General features: G+C 38.1%; 19 protein-coding genes. 6 read left to right on the top strand and 13 right to left on the bottom strand.

Going from position 1 to position 17,259, the window contains the following annotated elements; all coding sequences use genetic code 11:
* Positions 1–34: 34 nt before the first annotated feature.
* Genes JM64_RS05430 through JM64_RS05420 form a run of 3 tightly spaced genes read right to left on the bottom strand, consistent with a single transcriptional unit; the run spans position 35 to position 2,995 of the window.
* Positions 35–1,402 carry a hypothetical protein gene (locus tag JM64_RS05430; protein ID WP_064011800.1) on the bottom strand — a complete coding sequence of 456 codons (1,368 nt, stop codon included), beginning with the start codon at positions 1,400–1,402 and terminating at the stop codon, positions 35–37.
* 12 nt (positions 1,403–1,414) lie between these two features.
* Complete coding sequence (locus tag JM64_RS05425) at positions 1,415–2,188, bottom strand: AfsR/SARP family transcriptional regulator (RefSeq protein ID WP_064011799.1); 774 nt, start codon at positions 2,186–2,188, stop codon at positions 1,415–1,417.
* A gap of 48 nt (positions 2,189–2,236) precedes the next feature.
* Entirely contained in the window at positions 2,237–2,995 is a 759-nt protein-coding gene (locus tag JM64_RS05420) for a hypothetical protein (RefSeq protein ID WP_064011798.1), read from the bottom strand.
* Positions 2,996–3,443: 448 nt separating this feature from the next.
* On the opposite strand from JM64_RS05420, the gene JM64_RS05415 reads away from it, so the two are divergent.
* Genes JM64_RS05415 through JM64_RS05405 form a run of 3 tightly spaced genes read left to right on the top strand, consistent with a single transcriptional unit; the run spans position 3,444 to position 5,633 of the window.
* Positions 3,444–3,845, top strand: coding sequence for a cobalamin B12-binding domain-containing protein (locus JM64_RS05415; protein ID WP_064011797.1), 402 nt, complete (start codon positions 3,444–3,446; stop codon positions 3,843–3,845).
* A gap of 3 nt (positions 3,846–3,848) precedes the next feature.
* Entirely contained in the window at positions 3,849–4,817 is a 969-nt protein-coding gene (gene meaB, locus JM64_RS05410) for a methylmalonyl Co-A mutase-associated GTPase MeaB (protein WP_064011796.1), read from the top strand.
* A gap of 3 nt (positions 4,818–4,820) precedes the next feature.
* Positions 4,821–5,633, top strand: coding sequence for a Rossmann-like and DUF2520 domain-containing protein (locus tag JM64_RS05405; protein WP_082868316.1), 813 nt, complete (start codon positions 4,821–4,823; stop codon positions 5,631–5,633).
* A gap of 53 nt (positions 5,634–5,686) precedes the next feature.
* Here the strand turns inward: JM64_RS05405 and JM64_RS05400 are convergent, their stop codons facing one another.
* Positions 5,687–6,364 carry a zinc metallopeptidase gene (locus JM64_RS05400; protein WP_064011795.1) on the bottom strand — a complete coding sequence of 226 codons (678 nt, stop codon included), beginning with the start codon at positions 6,362–6,364 and terminating at the stop codon, positions 5,687–5,689.
* Between the two features lie 224 nt (positions 6,365–6,588).
* On the opposite strand from JM64_RS05400, the gene JM64_RS05395 reads away from it, so the two are divergent.
* Positions 6,589–7,806: an IS110 family RNA-guided transposase gene (locus tag JM64_RS05395; RefSeq protein WP_064011794.1), complete on the top strand. Its 1,218-nt coding sequence runs from the start codon at positions 6,589–6,591 to the stop codon at positions 7,804–7,806.
* 67 nt (positions 7,807–7,873) lie between these two features.
* Here the strand turns inward: JM64_RS05395 and JM64_RS05390 are convergent, their stop codons facing one another.
* From JM64_RS05390 to JM64_RS05350, 9 genes are all read right to left on the bottom strand, one after another.
* Positions 7,874–8,410 carry a GNAT family N-acetyltransferase gene (locus tag JM64_RS05390; RefSeq protein WP_064011793.1) on the bottom strand — a complete coding sequence of 179 codons (537 nt, stop codon included), beginning with the start codon at positions 8,408–8,410 and terminating at the stop codon, positions 7,874–7,876.
* Between the two features lie 5 nt (positions 8,411–8,415).
* Positions 8,416–9,273: an ABC transporter ATP-binding protein gene (locus JM64_RS05385; RefSeq protein ID WP_064011792.1), complete on the bottom strand. Its 858-nt coding sequence runs from the start codon at positions 9,271–9,273 to the stop codon at positions 8,416–8,418.
* A gap of 18 nt (positions 9,274–9,291) precedes the next feature.
* Positions 9,292–9,696, bottom strand: a complete 405-nt coding sequence (locus tag JM64_RS05380; protein WP_064011791.1) for a type II secretion system protein — start codon at positions 9,694–9,696, stop codon at positions 9,292–9,294.
* Between the two features lie 26 nt (positions 9,697–9,722).
* On the bottom strand, positions 9,723–10,826 hold the full coding sequence (gene dnaN / locus JM64_RS05375) for a DNA polymerase III subunit beta (protein ID WP_064011790.1): 1,104 nt from the start codon (positions 10,824–10,826) through the stop codon (positions 9,723–9,725).
* Positions 10,827–10,862: 36 nt separating this feature from the next.
* Positions 10,863–12,011 (bottom strand): HD-GYP domain-containing protein, encoded by a 1,149-nt coding sequence (locus JM64_RS10155; RefSeq protein ID WP_231882293.1) that lies wholly within the window; start codon positions 12,009–12,011, stop codon positions 10,863–10,865.
* 70 nt (positions 12,012–12,081) lie between these two features.
* Entirely contained in the window at positions 12,082–12,270 is a 189-nt protein-coding gene (locus JM64_RS05365; protein WP_082868315.1) for a ubiquitin family protein, read from the bottom strand.
* Between the two features lie 31 nt (positions 12,271–12,301).
* The gene (locus tag JM64_RS05360) at positions 12,302–12,892 is read right to left on the bottom strand and encodes a phosphate propanoyltransferase (protein ID WP_064011789.1); all 591 of its coding nucleotides are present in this window, start codon (positions 12,890–12,892) and stop codon (positions 12,302–12,304) included.
* A 31-nt stretch (positions 12,893–12,923) separates the two neighbouring features.
* Positions 12,924–14,036 carry a ribosome biogenesis GTPase YqeH gene (gene yqeH / locus JM64_RS05355; protein ID WP_064011788.1) on the bottom strand — a complete coding sequence of 371 codons (1,113 nt, stop codon included), beginning with the start codon at positions 14,034–14,036 and terminating at the stop codon, positions 12,924–12,926.
* A 39-nt stretch (positions 14,037–14,075) separates the two neighbouring features.
* A complete protein-coding gene (locus tag JM64_RS05350) occupies positions 14,076–14,684 on the bottom strand; it encodes a GNAT family N-acetyltransferase (RefSeq protein WP_231882493.1) in 609 nt (202 codons plus the stop codon).
* Positions 14,685–15,004: 320 nt separating this feature from the next.
* Between JM64_RS05350 and JM64_RS05345 the strand changes: the two genes are divergently transcribed.
* Together JM64_RS05345 and JM64_RS05340 are read left to right on the top strand one after the other, a co-directional pair.
* The gene (locus tag JM64_RS05345; RefSeq protein WP_064011786.1) at positions 15,005–15,994 is read left to right on the top strand and encodes a LacI family DNA-binding transcriptional regulator; all 990 of its coding nucleotides are present in this window, start codon (positions 15,005–15,007) and stop codon (positions 15,992–15,994) included.
* Complete coding sequence (locus JM64_RS05340; RefSeq protein ID WP_064011785.1) at positions 15,991–17,217, top strand: extracellular solute-binding protein; 1,227 nt, start codon at positions 15,991–15,993, stop codon at positions 17,215–17,217. The genes JM64_RS05345 and JM64_RS05340 overlap by 4 nt, the downstream gene beginning before the upstream one ends.
* Positions 17,218–17,259: the final 42 nt, after the last annotated feature.

Genomic DNA, 17,259 nt, shown 5'->3' with positions numbered 1-17,259 from the left:
TTATGTTCCCCCAATCTGTCAAAACAAGAATTTATCAAAAGTCATCGAAGATGTATTTCTTTTGGTCTCCGTATGGAAAATATTCTATTTTCAAAAGATTTCCCCTAACAACCCTTTCGAGATCCAAATTTATCGCCTGCCCTGGAAATATTGTTATGGGTGTTTCGTTAAGCATTCGGTTATTGTAAAGAACATTGAACTGCAAAAGACAGTCTCCGGTATTCTGAACACTGAGTATGGAATTTGTTTGAGAAGAGTTAAGAGAGGCTTTTAATGATGGAGTTATGCTCTTTCCACGTAGTACCACATAACTTGGCGAGACATTTCTGATATTTCGTCCCGAGTCTATAGAGAGCTCAATCAAATATATCTTGTCACCTGTGAAGTTAAAATCTTTGAGGTTATTTTTAATGTTAACGGTGACTTCTCTATATGGGTAGACTGTAAATTTCTTTGGTAAGAATGAGATAAAATTTTCGGAAATACTAGCTTGCAACGTTTCTTTGTAGGGTGAGAGGTTTTTTAAAACCAGACTCTGTGTAACACTCTTAGTATTGTCCGAAAACAAGACTATATCTGGCGCTGTTTGGATAAGTAGGAACTGGTTCTCTGTCTTCAATTCTTTTGCCCCACTTATACTAAAATCCTGCCCGTAAGATTTTCCGGTGAGCAAAACATCAATAGTTCCTGAAGGTAGAATGTACGGTACAAATATTGAGTAAAAAGTTTTTCTTTCAGGAAAGACTACAAAGTCAAAGGAATCTAGGGGAAGTTCTGCAATAATCGCTCTAAGAGTTCTGGATGAGATTTGGATGCTCCCTTTTGGTATGAAGGCAATGTTACCTTTGTTCTCGATTTCCAACGTTATTATTGAACCGTAGTCACCGTATTTTTCATCAGGTTCAGTCAGAAGGTCTTTGACGGATATATCATTGATAACTAAGGACTGATACACAGGTATATTCGTGAACCTTACAAAGAACGGCACAATATAATTCAACCTAACCTGTATCCTTCCTCCTGAGACACTTTCTTGCGTTATCTTGAGAGCGAAAACACCTGTTGCACCGGGGAAATTTTGTGGAACGTTGAACTCAACCTTGATTGACTTTTGTTCATTGACCGCCAAGATGAAAGACTTGTCAGTAACTTGAACGTATTTTTTGAGACTGTATTTATAATCAGGGTCGTCAAATGAATAGCTTCTGCCGTCAGTTATAAAGTCTATAACTTCTATTGTTATTTGCGACTCAGCAGGAATGTCGTTTTTTATAAGGAAGTCATATGTAAATTGATATTTCGAAGTATCAATTTGATATATTAGGCTGGGGGATATTTCTAATGCGAATACAAGTTTTACTAGAAAAAACACAAAAATAAAACCACCAAACTTCTTAACCATTCCACCATCTCCTTACGCGATATTTGAATCGATTTGATTCAGAACATCTTCCTCTGAAAGAAAGACCACGTAACTTAGGTCTAATCCTAGCCTTTTAGCGAAACCAAAAACTACTTCTTCTGAGCTTTTTTTACCCCGCTCAAGTATCAAAAAAAGTTTATCGCCTAAATCAAGGACTATATCTCCTTTTCGAACCCTGATTTCTTTAACATAGCCCTTTTTTAATTCAATCGGTATAAAATACTTCTCACGGGTAGCTTTTTGATGTTCCAGCAATATCTTAGCTTTCAAAATCGATGAAACAGTCACTTTTGAATTTTCCGTTTCAGTCTTAGAACTTACCTTGAGAAGCTCCTCGTAAAGTCTTTGACACCTAACCCGGTGTTTTCTCACCCAATCATCTTCAAGACCATCAAGTAACAAACCTGTATATAATTCTGAAGCTCTTTTTGCATCAGCGTTATCGATAGCTTTCATAAACTCGCTGTAATCACTCGGAAAGTAGCTGAGGTCAATAAATACATAGCCTCTCTCGTTCCTCAAATAATTGTAAGGAATTTCTAAATCTTTTCTGATATAGTAAAGTTGGGCATTCAAATTCTTTTTAAAATAATCAGGGCCGTAACCGGGCCAGAAAGTTCTCGAAAGCTCTTCGACAGAAACCTTACTTCTATTAGAAAGCAGAATGTAAAACAAAAGCTTTAAAGCTTTTTTTGAAGTGAAATCATTAAACTCATTTCCATCTTTATAGACTTTCCAATCTCCGAAAAATTTGATATAAAGCACGTTCTCACCTCTGTTGTCTTTTTTTGATTCCTCGACACTCTTAATTGGTTATTTAACGCTGCGAACAGTAAGAAGTTCTTTTGCTGCTTCCGATTCAACTAAAAGAAGAATTTCAGTGTCACTAAGTATGGAAGCTTTCTTGCCTTTAGAGAGTATCTGATTTAGAATCTCTGGTTCTTTGACTTTTAATTTAACAACAGTCAAACCTTCCGAAAAATCGAAAACACTATCAGCTATAGAAAATTCAAATCCTTCAGATATCAACTTAAAAACAGCGGAATTCACTGCTGATAAATAAAATTCCGGTAAAATCCTTAAAAGCCTAATCTTTATTTGACCAGGAATTTCAGGGTTAAAATAAGCTTTCGAAAACACAGAGAAAACAAGAGACCTCAAAAGATTTCTGAAAGAAACTATCCATGGGTTGTCCAGAAAAGGTAAAAAATCTCCCTTGTAAAGTTCCAAGATTTGTGTAACAGCTTCTTGGAATTCTTGCTTTCTCGTATTAAGTGCTTCGATCTGTGATTGAAGGATGTTAATGTCAGCATTAATAGAGTGCTCTATGATAATCTTTGAATGTTTTAACAAATCAACCTTAAAGTAGCCGTTCAATTTTCTATCTAAGTTTTTTAATATTTTCCTAACATATGATTCATCATAAGAATCACTAGCTTCAAGAATGTTGAGGACCTCTGTTAACCACGCCTGTCTTTTTACAATAAGATAAGAAAAAACTATAAGCTCACTTTTTGAGAGCTTACAATCAGGAAGTTCGTCAATGTAAAAATCCCCCAAAAGCCGGATCAAGTGCCACCACTCCCCCAACGCCTGATGTGTAACAACTACAAACTATCACTGGATGGAATAATAATGAAATAGTACCCCTTTTCACATGAGTTACGTTTTACATGCGTCAAAATATTATACTCTTAGTATTTTAATTTACATCGTGACAATACTTAAATATTATTTACGTTAATTTTTACGGGCTATTAATAAAGTGACACTGTTGAACATTTGCGGTAGAAATATGTACATGAATTATGAGACAAGGAAAAATAGCTTAAATATCGCTTTGTATTGGCAAATTTCTAAAAAGAAAAGTAATTCTCATTTTTTCGATTTCACAGCTTTTGAAAAGGACTAGTCCTAAAGACAAACGAGTTTGAAATTATCACCGCTCATGCTAAAATAAAAAAGGACAGTTAAAAATCAAAATATTGCGGATTTCTTTTGCAGAAAGGGGAGATGGGATATGGATAAGAAAATCCGCGTCCTCATAGCCAAACCGGGTCTTGATGGTCATGACAGAGGCGCAAAAGTTGTTGCAAGAGGTTTAAGAGATGCGGGTATGGAGGTAATTTATACAGGCTTACGTCAAACACCCGAAGAAATAGTCAAAGCGGCTATTCAGGAGGATGTTGATGTAATAGGCTTGTCGATACTATCAGGTGCGCATATGAGCATATGCAGAAAGGTTTTAGAGTTGATGGAGCAGTACAACTTCCATGTACCAGTTTTCGTAGGCGGGATCATCCCTCCAGACGATGCAGAACAACTTTTAAAAATGGGAATTGCTGCCGTCTTTGGACCTGGCACCCCAATATCAGAAATTGTGAAGAAAGTTCAAGAAGTTGTTGGACAAGGAGTAGCTTGATAAATGGAGAAAAAATGGAAAGATTTTGTTAACAGCGAAATTGAAACCATCTTATCTTTGGCGGAAAGAATAAATGAAAAGAACCAGCTTGCTCTTGCAAGGGCTATCACGCTTATAGAAAACAACCCCGAGCTCATTTTTCATATTGAAGAAAAATACAAAGATACGCTGACTAAAAACAGTTCACACATAGTCGGCTTCACAGGCAGTCCAGGCGCTGGGAAAAGCACATTAACAGATGCTTATGTTGTCAAACTAAGGTCAGAAGGCAAAGAAGTTGGGATAATAGCCGTAGACCCTTCGAGCCCGTTCACAGGAGGAGCACTTCTGGGTGACCGTATAAGAATGAAGAGACATTTTACCGATGATAATGTTTTTATCAGAAGCATGGGCAGTCGAGGGAACGTTGGAGGACTAAATGATGCTGTCTTTGGAGTAATTACCCTTTACAAACTCTACGGGTTTGATTACATTATTATCGAGACCGTAGGTGCTGGCCAAAGCGAAGTTGATATAGCTTATGTTGCTGATACGGTTGTATTAGTCCTTTCCCCAGCTGCTGGTGATGAAATACAGCTTATGAAAGCTGGTATTATGGAGATAGCCGACATATTTGTCATTAACAAGTCAGACCTGGAAGGTGCGCACATACTTAAAGTAAACCTCGAGATGGTTCTCCAGTTTTCTGAGTCTTCAAAACCGATAGTACTAACGGTTGCAACTTCAGGGAAGGGAATTGAAGAACTTCACAGAGAAATCGAGAACCACAAAATTAAATTGAAAGACACAGGAGAAATAAATGAGAGGGCTAAGCGACGTATAAAGAAACATGCAGAAGTGATTATAAACAAAGGTATTGTTGAAATTCTATCGAATCAGAATTTGACAGACGCTGTACAAGTTTCAGAAGTTGTAAGGGATGTGATTGCAAAATTTTGCCAAAAGCACTCACGTGTTGGGGAGAAATCTTAAATTATGCCACTAAGCGGAAGTATTTCTGAGCTTTGCGAGATTAAGATTAACATAATAGGTGTTGGTCATGTTTCATCTTCAATAGCAAGGAACCTCTTTGGAAAGGTAAAATTTGGTTATGTTATATCACGTGACAAAGGTAAAGCGGAGAATTTAGCAAAAGAAATAGGTGCAGAAGCAAAAACATACAAGGATGACTTTCTACTTAGTGGAGCTATCTTACTTGGTGTTAGCGATTCTGCTTTGCCCGATGTTTGCAAGCTGATTGAAAAGAAAGTTGACAAAAACGTAGTGGCTATCCATTTCAGTGGATTTTTGCCTTCTGATATATTACCGGAATGCTGGTCTCCTGCTTCTATGCATCCGAACTGTGCAGTTTCGAATGAAAGGTATAACTTTAAAGACGTTGTGTTTGGTATTGAAGGAATGGAAAGAGGACTCCAAATAGCGAAATACTTAATTGAGCTTCTTGGTGGGCAGTATGTTTTAATCCCTAAGGAAAAGAAAGCTGAATATCATTTGGCAGCAGTTATCGCAAGCAACTTCCCAGTAGCTTTGGCTTATCTTTCCCAAAAGCTTTACACAGACATTGGTTTTTCAGAAGAACTCTCAAGAAAGGTTATCTCAAAACTCTTTGAGAGCGTTAGTCAAAACATAGCTTCTAAGAATTTAAAAGATGCACTCACTGGTCCTGTAAAGCGAGGAGATTGGGAAGTTGTAAAACAGGAAGGAGAAATATTCAATGAATATTTTCCAGGATTTTCCGAACTTTACGACATACTAGTAAAGGTTCTTAAACAGCTGAACGAGAAATAAAAAAAGCCACCTCGCTATTGAGGTGGCTTCTTGATTGTTAATTTTGATGGTTTTTAATCTCTTCTTGCTATCAATATCATCCTTATGAGTTGCAAAACGGCCATAAGCATAGCAGCAACATAGGTCATTGCAGCTGCAGAGAGCACAGCTTTAACACCCTTAAGTTCATCAACAGGCATCATCAAATTTTTTTCAAGAATCTGCAGTGCTCTTCTACTTGCGTTAAATTCGACAGGAAGTGTAGCTATAGTGAAGAAAACAGCTATTGAGAAAAGTATTATTCCAAACTTTGCCAGATCAAAGGCACCGGTAACAATCCCTATTATGAAAAATACCCAAGCAAGATTTGAAGAAAATTGAGCAACAGGTGCAATAGCATTTCTTATAACAAGTGGAACATATCCTTTTGCGTCTTGTATAGCGTGTCCAATTTCGTGCGCTACAACGCCAAGTGCGGCAATAGAATCACTACTATATGTTGCTTGTGAGAGCCTTACAACTTTTTCCCGCGGGTCATAGTGGTCTGTTAACGAACCCTGAATTCTCTCTATACTCACATTGTAAAGTCCAGCTGAGTCGAGGATGAACCTGGCAAGTTCGACTCCTGTCATTCCTATTCTAGATCTGACTCGAGAATATTGAGCAAACCGTGACTGAACGGTTATAGATGCCCACAAAGATAAAAGAAGAGCTGGCACTAAAATTATGAATGTTGGGTCATACCAGAACATTTTTTCACCTCCTACGTAAAAGTATGGTATAAATATTTTAGTCAAAAAATAGGCAGGGCAGGACGACTTAGTGTCCCTTGGCTTTCAAGCCATTACAGGAGTCTGTCGCCTGCCTTTAACCATGATAAGTTGGTTGGGTTTTTAACCCTCGTCACCCCGGAGGTTTGGTTCAGCAGGCCCCTGCCCTCGCCTTTTAACCTTATCAATCGAAAGGAGGTTTTAGTATGTCTCAAAACTTCTCCATCTTTGTCGGTATTGACATCTCCAAGCATAAGTTCAACGCCTGTGCTATCCAAAATCCTAATTCTATCATCTTCGAATCTGCTTTCGATATGTCCAAACAAGGGTTTTCCTCCTTTGTTCAAAAGCTCTCCGTTTTCCCTAAGTCTTCTGTCCTTATCGCTATGGAGTCTACTGGCTGTTACCATCTTAACCTTCTTTCTTTCCTCTCTCTCAATGATTTCTCTTGTGTCGTTCTTAATCCTTTGCTTGTTAACAAATCTCTTCCCGTTGGGCTTAGGAAAACTAAAACTGACAAAATCGATGCTCGCTCTATTGCTCTTACCGTCTTCTATACCCATCATCTTCTTCCTACTTCTTCTTTCCTCAACTCAGATTTTCGGGATATTGCAAGGAAAAAGGAAAGCATCACTCATCAAATCTCAAGAGTCAAAAACGACATCGAAAAGCTTCTTTCTCTCCTCTTCCCTGAACTTGAAAAAGTGACCAACATCTACAATGATGCTATCTTGGATTTGCTTTCTTCTTTCCCTTCTGCTAAAGCTATCCAAAAAGCCTCCATTGATTCTCTACGTGTTTTCTTTTCAAAAACAATCGGTAGAAAGTTAAAACTTACCCCAGAAACTCTTAAAGAGCTTGCTAACAACTCCATCGCTCAGTATTGGCCAGTGAAAGAGAAGATTCTTATTCAAACTATCAAGGAACTTCGATTTTTACAACAGCAACTTAATGAGTTTGATGAGATGCTCAAAGAATATTGCAAATGTGCTTCGCTTAATCAAGATGTTGAAATACTCACGTCAATTGACGGAATTGGTGAAAATAGCGCACTGTATTTTCTTGCCGAAGTTGGCGATATTTCAAGATTTAGCACACACAAAAAACTAATTGCCTATTGTGGGCTTGACCCAAGCGTAGATGAATCAGGCAAACACAAAGGAGAAAGCCGCATATCCAAAAGGGGCAATGCCCACCTGAGACGAATAATTTGGCTGATGAGTGTGAATGTAGTGAGACACAACGAATATTTTAAAGCATATTTTCAAAGAAAACGAGCGCAAGGGTTAGTATACAAAAAAGCGATGATGAGTGTAGCGCACAAATTGCTAAGGACGATATTTGCTATGATGAAAAAGCGCGAGAAATTCAACATCGATCATACATTTTCGTCTTCTACTCAAAATTTAATTTTACATAGTTGACTCCTATCATAAATCATTATATCACAAAACCTAAATTTTTTCCACAAAGCAGAGACTAAAGAGCCTTTCAAAATTCCGATTTCATTCTCCAGTACTCATCGGAAAGAATCCCCATGATTATTACATCTATATACTGCCCCTTCAAGTACCTAGCCTGTCTCATTCTACCTTCCTGAATAAATCCACACTTTTCATACACCCTTATAGCTCTCTGGTTATTTTCAAAAACTCGGAGCCAAACTCTGTTTAAATTCAGGTATTCAAAAGCATATCTCAACATCATGTGTGTAACTTCCGTTCCGATTCCTTTGTCCCAATAAGCAGGGTCGAAGATTGCTATTCCATACTCTGCACTTCGCGCAACCCAATCAATTGCCATCAGCCCTGTTGAGCCGACAAGATAGCCTCCCACTTCTATTGCAAAATTCACAGCGTTATGGGTAATGGCGTTCTTTTTTATCCATTCTTCCTCCATGAATTCGTTTATTGGAAAAACGCCACTGAGATAATCTTTTGTTCTTTCATCATTGATAAGTTCTACGAATTTCTTGGCATCAGTTACTTCAATGGGTCTCAGTGTTGCCAATTTACCTTCCATTCTCATCTTTTTCACCTCTGTTGAGTGGCTTCATGTTCCACATCCACATTTTCAGTTATGTTAATAATCTCTCTCAATCCCAAATTCCTTATGTGCAATACCCGAACCTTTTCTTGTGCTATTTTCAGCTCATCTATGTTCATGATACGAGTCAATTTCTTACCGGGATTCTCAGGCGGTTCGAAGGTTACCGAATAAAACTTTTCATAGGTTTTCCAAAACTCGTCAACGGTCCCGAAAAACTTGATTTTTCCGTCTTTCAAAGCGATGATTTTATCGCACACTTCTTCCAATTCATCTTCATCGTGTGTAACATAAAAGACTATGCAACTTTTTTCTTTGAATTCTTTGACCAAATCTTTCACAATCTGTTTGGTTTCGATATCGAGTCCTTCCGCCGGTTCATCCAAAAGTATGATTTTGGCATCTTTAAGCAAACTGATCGCCAATGCGAACCTCTGTTTTTGGCCTTTTGAAAGTTTGTTCGGATTTTCGTCTAATAGATTATCTATCTTCACGTGCATGGCTATATCGTGTATGCATCTTTGCGAACTAAAAACAGACTTGAAATATAATAGATTGTCCCTGAGAGTGAGCTCTGGTATAAAAGTGCTTTTTTCAGATACGTAAGAGATGAGTTCTCTAAATTTTTCAATATTTTCTTTTCTTTCAAACACATTCATATCGTTGTAGATTAACTTACCACTCGAAGGTTTTATAAACGTAGCAACAACATTAAGCAGTGTACTTTTTCCACTGCCGTTTTCACCGATGATTGCAACTACCTCTCCGTCGTCTATGATTCCATTTATGTTCTCAAGAGCCTTTTTATCTTTAAACTGGTGCGATATATTTTCAAATTTAATCATATATTCACCTTCAAATGCTTATGGTAGCGGCACGTAGAGAACAAGCTGTCCTGTAGCGTCATCGATTTCTATAGAGCTGTATACGTTCTTAACTTTGAGTGGATCAATGTCGCTCTGAGTGTACTTTATTATGTAAGCTTTTCTCTCTTCGTTGTACCGAACTTCGAATCCTAAAGGCTTTGTTGATATATATTTTTGCTCGTAAAGGTACTGCAGAATGTCTGCATCTGGATTTTTTGGAGGATTTGGTTCTAACGTTATCATTTGTACTAATGCTTGTTGGAGTGTGCGAAAATTCGCGGCAACATTTGTTGCCTTCGCTTGTGCTATAGCATTCAAACCTAAAGGTGTTGCAACTGACATCAACGCAGCGATAATCGACATAACTATGAGTAACTCAATGAGAGTAAAACCTCGCCTCAAAGTTACCTCCTTCTTTCTTTAAAAAATTATGCTCTCACAGGAAGGACTATGTACATGTATCCTTCTACATTTCTTGGGTTGATTTGAAGTGGGCTAAGGTTATCTACGAAATTGAATTCTACTTCTTTTTCATCAATGTGTTTTATTGCTTCATTTAAGAACTTCGGATTAAAGTTTACAATCAAGTCTTCTCCATCTTTTGTCACGGGAATATTTTCGACTGCTTCACCGTAATCAGGGCTCTGGCTAGACAATTCCATAACGTCATCGGAAATTTTTAATTGCACTTTTTCTGTCCCTCTTTTTGCGATGACCATAACGCGTTTCAGAGCTTCTGCAAAGTCATCAACGTTGAGTACCACCCGTGTTTTAAACGCTTTTGGAAGAACTCGTTTGTAATCTGGGAATGTTTCCTCGACGGTTCTAACTATCATCGTAACGTCACCTGCATTGAACGAGACAATTGAATGGTCGTACGTGATGTTTATCATCGGTTCTGTGGTGCTTGAGAGCAACTTTTCCAATTCTTTTACACTTTTAAGTGCAATAATGAAGTCAAATTCGTTGTCTATATCGAGCTTTTGCTCAGCCAAGGCAAGCCTGTAGCCGTCACTTGCAACAAGTCTTAAGAAACCACCGTGGACTTCCCAGTATACACCATTCAGTGCTCTCATTGCGCTTTCACTGGAAGCACAGAAACTAACCCTGTCGAGCATTTCCTCTAGTATGGAAGTATCTATGCTGAATTTTATACCACTTTCATCTGTTTCTATTATCGGAAATCTTTCGACATCTAAAACTGTTGTAAGGTTGTACCTTGACTTCCCGCTTTTTACTAAAAGCTTTCCATTAGCGTATTCGAAGATGACTTCGTCTTCTGGTAAATTCTTTACAATGTCATCAATCAAATCGGCATCAACTGCGAACGCCTCACTACCTTCGTATTCCCCCACCTTTACTGTTGATACAACCGAAGTCTGTAAATCTGTCGCATGAATATTGATATGACCGTTTACTGGTTTAAAGAGCAGGCACTGCAAAATAGGATCAACCGTTCTCGAACCGATTGAAGAAGACGCAACAGAAATCTTCTCTTGAATTTCTGCTTTACTCACAACAAACCTGAGCATCTAATTCCCCCTTTTGCTTATTTTTTCAAAGATTCACTACCCAATTCCTTGTTCTTCGATTAAACTTACGAAGATTTTTACAATCTCTGGGTCAAACTGCATACCTGCATGCTCTATTAATTCTTTTAAGGCTATTTCTTTTGGTAATCCTTTTCTATAAGGTCTGTCGCTTCTCATTGCATCCCAAGCATCTACTACTGCTATAATCCTTGATATCAAAGGTATATCCTCTCCAGAAAGTCCAGAAGGATATCCCTTCCCATCCCACCGTTCATGGTGATGATAAACATATTTAGCAAGTTCCCTCAATTCGGAAGAAGTTGAAAGAAAATCATGACCATAAACTGGGTGCTTTTTTATAACTTCAAATTCCTCAAGTGTCAATTTCCCTTCTTTGTTTAGTATCGTTGAAGGAATAACTATCTTTCCGATATCGTGTACCAAAGCTGCCCAATAAGTTTTTCTAATCATTTCATCAGGAAGTCCCATTCTTTCAGCGACAAGAGAAGCTAACGTTGCAACATTCTTTGAGTGTCCTTTTGTGTAAGGGTCATGATATTCCAGGATACGTATGATTGTGAGAATCATGTCTTTTTGGAACTTTCCTTGGTTTGACACATAGCTATGAGTGGCTATAAAAGACGTAAAGAAAGAACCTAAACTTTTAATAGTATCCATCTCTTCTTCTACAAAATTGCGTTTTCGCTCGAAAATAAGTTTGGCTTTAAGTTCTCCTCCAATAAAAATATCTGAAACTAGAACTTGTGTTTCCTCAGAACCATCTTTCGTTAAGTTCGGAAAAAGGGCTCTTAATTTTTCTTTCTCGACAGAATAAACACGTTGAGTTGCGAATGGAAGTTCAGTCTTTTTTACTCGCTTTGATATATTGTTTGAAGTATCACCGAAGACAGATACTACATTTCCATATTCGCCATCAAAAACTATCAAATAACTTTTTTCTACTTCGTCCAAAAATCCAACGGCAACGTCGTGCAAATTTTTATAAAACGTCTCTTCCCTTTGAACGACAATGTCCCTGAGTTTTGATGAAAGGTCCTTAAATTTTTGCAGCTGCGTTGAAAGATACTTGTTCAGATTCGTTCTTTTTCTCAACTTCGATATCAGAAAAACATTTGTTGCTACCGATAATCCCAAAGCTAAGGTTACAATACTTGTAATCTCCACACCGCGACCTCCCAACGGTAGACTCTACTGTGTCGAAATGGCAAAACAGTACTGAGAACTTTCTTTTTTCCTATCCGCTACTTGTAACCTTCACTATCTTTACCTCTTTGTCCTTCTTTATAACCCTATCCTCGGTGTAAAGTTCTCCATCCACTATTATCAAATGTTCCTCGGGATTTAGTCCAAGTTTCTTCAGTAAATCATAACCACGCATAGACTCATTGAATTCGTAAATTTTAAACTCGTAAAAAACCTTCACAGTTTTTCATCGCTCCTTTTTCTCTATGAAATTAAAGCTCTTCGACAATATATACTACGTCCCCAGTTTTTAGCATTGCTGCATTTGCTTCATCGGTATCAACGTGGAATTCAAGTGCGAATTTTTCACTAACTCTGATAAGTACATCATCAAAAATTAACCTTCTATCGCCTTTTTCAACAACAACTTTGACTATATCCTTGTCTTTTACCCCAAACTTTTCAGCGTCTGTTGTATGCATATGTATATGTCTTTTGGCAATTATTACACCTTTTTCCTTAATTACAGAACCTTTTGGACCAACGATGACTATACCAGGTGTTCCTTCGAGGTCTCCACTGTCCCTAACAGGAGGCATAATACCTAGTTTAAAGGCATCAGTTAGAGAAATTTCGACCTGCGTTTCTTTTCTCTCAGGTCCAAGCACTCTGACATTCTCAATAGCTCCCTTTGGACCAACTATAATAACCGTTTCCTTACATGCAAACTGACCAGGTTGACCGAGGTCCTTAATTGGAGTGAGTTGATAATCTTTTCCAAAGAGTATCTCCACATCTTCCCTTGAAAGGTGAACATGTCTGTTGCTAACACCAGCAACGATAGGTATCTCTTTCTTTTTCATATAATACTCCTCCTCTCTGAAATCTAATGATTTAATTCTCAGAATTTGGGTTAATTTTTCTTTTCGGCTTTATTAAAGCTTCTCTTACATAAATCCTCACATTTTCAGGAACCCTCACTGTGAACTCCACAGGACCTCTTTTCACATTTATCCAACAAAGACCAGAAATCGAGAGTTCCTGGTTTACATCCACAACAACTTTCTCTTCTTTAAATGCTATTTTTTCCACATCCATTTTACCACAAGGCGGGAATAATAGTTTTCCGAAGTGTTTAGGATAATTTTGCAAAAAGTTCTGATTTTTCGTCTTGTGGAACGTAACATTCTCTGGTGCAAAGATTTGGAATATAGGTCTTAGACTAACATCTTTCATTTCAGCTTTTAACTGGCATAATCCTCCAACAAATATAGTTTCTTCAGGGAATGGTTTGAATGTCTTTCTTGTAACCTCCCCCTTTGCCAATATTTTCGACTGACACTCTGGGTCAAAGAGGTCTATCATTCTATCGTTGACAACGATACCGGGCGAATCGAATAACTTAAGGCTACCCAACCTGTGTTCTATCAGTCCGATCGTTGTTCCAGGGTAGGGTGAAACTGTCGCACTTGAGTCTGTGATAGCTTTAAGTAAAGACGATTTACCAACGTTTGTAACACCCAGGACTAAAGCACTACCTTTTAGATTTTCCAACTCTTTTTTCAGCTTGCTGATTCCGAACCCATTTTTCGTACTTGTAATAAAAATCTCTGAACTCTTTGCAGGAATTCGATGTTTCAACCATTCCTTTAATTGACTTCCACTTACCGTTTTTGGTAATGTATCAAATTTATTTGCAACGTAGAACACATTGGCACCGGCTAACAATTCCACAATTTCAGACCTAAAGGTGCCCTCGAAATCGAACACATCGAAGATGTAGATAATGTGCTTGAATTTCTTAATTGCTTTCATTATAAAATCCATTATTTCCTCTTCGTCAGCTTCGCTCACAAGCATACCGTAATGTTTGAGTTTAAAACATCTTTGACAAACGATTTCTTTTCCTTCCTCTAATCGTTTGGTGTAAACTTCATAGGGTATAAATCCTGGTTTGCCGGGATGGTCGAATTGAATTTCTGCACCACAGCCGGGACACTTTGCCATTCATTTCACCGTCCTACTTTTGATGGACTAAATAACGACTTAACTTGACAATATCTTTTCCATCCTGATGAACGCAAAACGCACGTTTTTAATATTGATTCTGTTTACCCTGGTTCCTACATATCCAAGTCTTTTGTATAATTCAATAGCCTGAATATTTGTATTCTCAACATCCAAGCATATTTTTTTGAATCCTCTTTGCTTAGCAACTTCTTCAGCAAAGAGCATCAGTTTTCGTCCGTACCCCATACCTCGGTAATTCTTATCAACAGCAACATTTGAAACGTAAAATTCATTGCTTCGAATTTTATTTCGTTGCCAGACGAGTCGGAATATGGGAAGCCTTCTGAGAAGCTCAAAGCCCATCAATTGAAAAAGTGCAAATGCAGTTTTCAAAGCACGCTTCCTAATAGTTTTTCCATCGAACATAACGATTATTCCCACAACTTTTCCTTCGTCAATTTCAAGAACATAGGCGCTGTCGAAAGAAAAGACTGTCCCTGGAGTCTTCACTAATCTACCAAGTATCAGTTTCACATAAGGACCAAAGAGCAACGGTAAAAACGAACGTCCGGTTTCAAGAATTAAACTTGCAACAACATCTGCGTCGGAAATTTCTGCCTTCCTTATGATTTCCAACAAAATCACCTCGTTTATCGACTGAGAGCAAACAAAAATCGAAACTGACATAAAACCTTGTTATCAGCAAAATTATACCATACATCGTTAATTGGGTGAAGCAATGAAGAAGTTTATTATTTGTCTAACAGAATACTATGAAAGAGTGTAAAAAAATTAGATAATAAAAGGAAAAGGAAGAAATTTTTCAAAGACAAGAGTCTGTGAGTTTTTCTGAGACACATTCGAATTTTGTTTTAAAGATAAAAAATGATACATTCCTAATGTAATCGATTACTGTAATCGATTACATTAAAAACTATCGTGAAACTCTCTAAGAAGGTGAGAGAATGACTGTAAAAGAAATTGCCAATTTATGTGGTGTCTCAGTTGCAACTGTATCGAGAGTATTCAACGAACCAGAAAAGGTAAAGCCAGAAACTAGGCAGAGGGTTCTGGAAATAGCTGAAAAATACGGATACATGCCACATGCTATAGCGAAATCACTAAGAACCAAAAGGACAGGCGTTTATTCTCTCACTGTGATGAGTGGTGTTGAACGTGTTTTTGAAGATTCATATGTATCCAAGTTTTTACGAGGTGCTGTAAGATATTTTTCATCAAAGGGACTTAAGCTTATTATTGATGTATTTACCAAAGGTGATATCACAAGTTACTATAAGACCTTGGTTTCATCGAAGCTTATTGATGGATATATACTTATGGACATAAAAGATGATGATATAAGAGTGGAGTTACTCAACGAGTTGGGCGTTCCTTTCGTCTGTGTTGGGCGAAACAACAAAAATAACTTTATTTATGTCGATACAGATAACTATACAGGAGGACGTCAAGCGGGTGAGCATTTGAAAGAAATTGGGTGCACGAATGTTCTTTTCATAGGCGGCGATCCTTCGTTACCATTTGAAAAAGAACGTTTCAGAGGGTTTGTTGATGGATTGAGTGGTTTTGGTGGAAAGGTATATAAAACCTTCGCGAATTATGATGAGAAGAATGTACAAAAGATTGTTGAGAATTATTTAAATGAAGTGGATGGAATTTTTTGCACTTCCGATGTTATGGCGTACGCAGCTCTGAGGGTTTGCGAACAAAAAGGCATCGACATTCCTTTGATAGGATTTGACAACATTTTGCTCTCTGAAATTGCTAATATAACGACCGTTGACCAAAACATTCATTTGGTGGGTGAAATGGTTGCGCGCAAAGTTCATCAATTGGTCTTAGGTGAGCAAGTAGAATCAGAAGTTATTAACACGCATTTAGTCATTAGAGGAACTAAAAAGTTCCTCAACTCTTCAAAAGGAGGGCGAGTTGTATGAAAAAGCTTTTGGTAGTTTTACTGGCGGTTGTTTTGACGGTAGGACTTTTCGCGGTAACGAAGATCACTATTTCAGGTTGGCCGGGTAACCCCATCGAGGAGGGAGCCATTAAGAAAGCAGTTGACACTTTTAACAGCACGATAGGCAAGCAGAAAGGGATAGAAGTTGTCTGGGAACCTATTGCCGGAGATTACAAACAAGTTCTTATGACAAGACTGTCCGGTGGAACAGGTCCAGATATTTTCTACGTTGACGTTTATGTATTCGAGGAACTAGCCAAAGCAAACGTCCTACTTCCACTTGATACGTATGTTAAGAGAGATAACTTTGACCTCAGCGATTTTTATCAGTCGCTTATCGATGCTTTCAAGTACCAAAACAGGCTTTACGGTATAGCTAAAGACTTTTCAACACTCGCTGTCTGGTTTAACAAAGAGATATTTGATAAATACAAAGTCCCATATCTCACCAACGATGAGACATGGGACTCCTTCCTCAAAAAACTCCAACAACTTAAGGCAGCAGGCTATGAAACTCCTCTGGCGCTCGCACCAGATTTCAACAGGGTCATACCATTTATTATAAGCTTTGGCGGTAGACTTGTAAAGCCAGATCTTTCAACAGCACTTGGTGAAGCAAATTCCAAAAAAGCCATCCAATTCTACATCGATCTCGTCACAAAATACAAAGTTGCAAAAGAGCCATCAGCACTTGGTTCTGGTTGGTTGGGCGAAGCAATTGCTACTGAAAAGTGTGCAGTTGTCATGGAAGGACCGTGGACAATTGGCTTTATGAAAGGCTCGTTCCCAGATACATTCAAAAAGATGGGGATTGTTGAAATGCCAAAGGGTATAAAGAAAGCAACAATGATATACACAGTTGCTTGGTCTATCAACAGAGCAACACCAAATAAGGATGCAGCATGGGAAGTCTTGAAATTCCTTGTAACGGAAGGTCAACAAATATTTGTTGAAGGGGCAGGTGTGCTTGCTTCAAGAAAATCCATAGCAGCCAAGGATACTGACCCGGTAAAGAAAGTATTCTACAAGGGTGCAGAATATGGTGTGCCTTGGAAAGTCTCAACACCGACAGGTTTGTTTGCAACTGCTAACGACCAGATTAACTCCTTGCTGAAAGACCTGTTCTATCAGAAACTTACGGTTGATGAAGCAATAAAGATTATTGAGACAAATTACAATAAATGGATAGGAAAAGAGAAGTAATTGGTTGCACGAGCAAAAGGGAGGCGCTCGCCTCCCTTTTAT

The sequence above is a fragment of the Fervidobacterium pennivorans genome (genome assembly GCF_001644665.1).
Lineage (GTDB): Bacteria > Thermotogota > Thermotogae > Thermotogales > Fervidobacteriaceae > Fervidobacterium > Fervidobacterium ngatamarikiense.
The sequence above is the reverse complement of the archived record's forward strand: the minus strand, read 5'-3'. Positions and strand labels throughout refer to the sequence as shown.

Excerpts from the sequence above, each read along its gene's own strand:
- meaB (WP_064011796.1), top strand. The coding sequence starts at position 3,849 with ATGGAGAAAAAATGGAAAGATTTTGTTAACAGCGAAATTGAAACCATC.
- JM64_RS05340 (WP_064011785.1), top strand. The coding sequence starts at position 15,991 with ATGAAAAAGCTTTTGGTAGTTTTACTGGCGGTTGTTTTGACGGTAGGA.
- JM64_RS05415 (WP_064011797.1), top strand. The coding sequence starts at position 3,444 with ATGGATAAGAAAATCCGCGTCCTCATAGCCAAACCGGGTCTTGATGGT.
- dnaN (WP_064011790.1), bottom strand. The coding sequence starts at position 10,826 with ATGCTCAGGTTTGTTGTGAGTAAAGCAGAAATTCAAGAGAAGATTTCT.
- JM64_RS05360 (WP_064011789.1), bottom strand. The coding sequence starts at position 12,892 with ATGAAAAAGAAAGAGATACCTATCGTTGCTGGTGTTAGCAACAGACAT.
- JM64_RS05430 (WP_064011800.1), bottom strand. The coding sequence starts at position 1,402 with ATGGTTAAGAAGTTTGGTGGTTTTATTTTTGTGTTTTTTCTAGTAAAA.
- JM64_RS05395 (WP_064011794.1), top strand. The coding sequence starts at position 6,589 with ATGTCTCAAAACTTCTCCATCTTTGTCGGTATTGACATCTCCAAGCAT.
- yqeH (WP_064011788.1), bottom strand. The coding sequence starts at position 14,036 with ATGGCAAAGTGTCCCGGCTGTGGTGCAGAAATTCAATTCGACCATCCC.
- JM64_RS05400 (WP_064011795.1), bottom strand. The coding sequence starts at position 6,364 with ATGTTCTGGTATGACCCAACATTCATAATTTTAGTGCCAGCTCTTCTT.
- JM64_RS05390 (WP_064011793.1), bottom strand. The coding sequence starts at position 8,410 with ATGAGAATGGAAGGTAAATTGGCAACACTGAGACCCATTGAAGTAACT.
- JM64_RS05385 (WP_064011792.1), bottom strand. The coding sequence starts at position 9,273 with ATGATTAAATTTGAAAATATATCGCACCAGTTTAAAGATAAAAAGGCT.
- JM64_RS05405 (WP_082868316.1), top strand. The coding sequence starts at position 4,821 with ATGCCACTAAGCGGAAGTATTTCTGAGCTTTGCGAGATTAAGATTAAC.
- JM64_RS05345 (WP_064011786.1), top strand. The coding sequence starts at position 15,005 with ATGACTGTAAAAGAAATTGCCAATTTATGTGGTGTCTCAGTTGCAACT.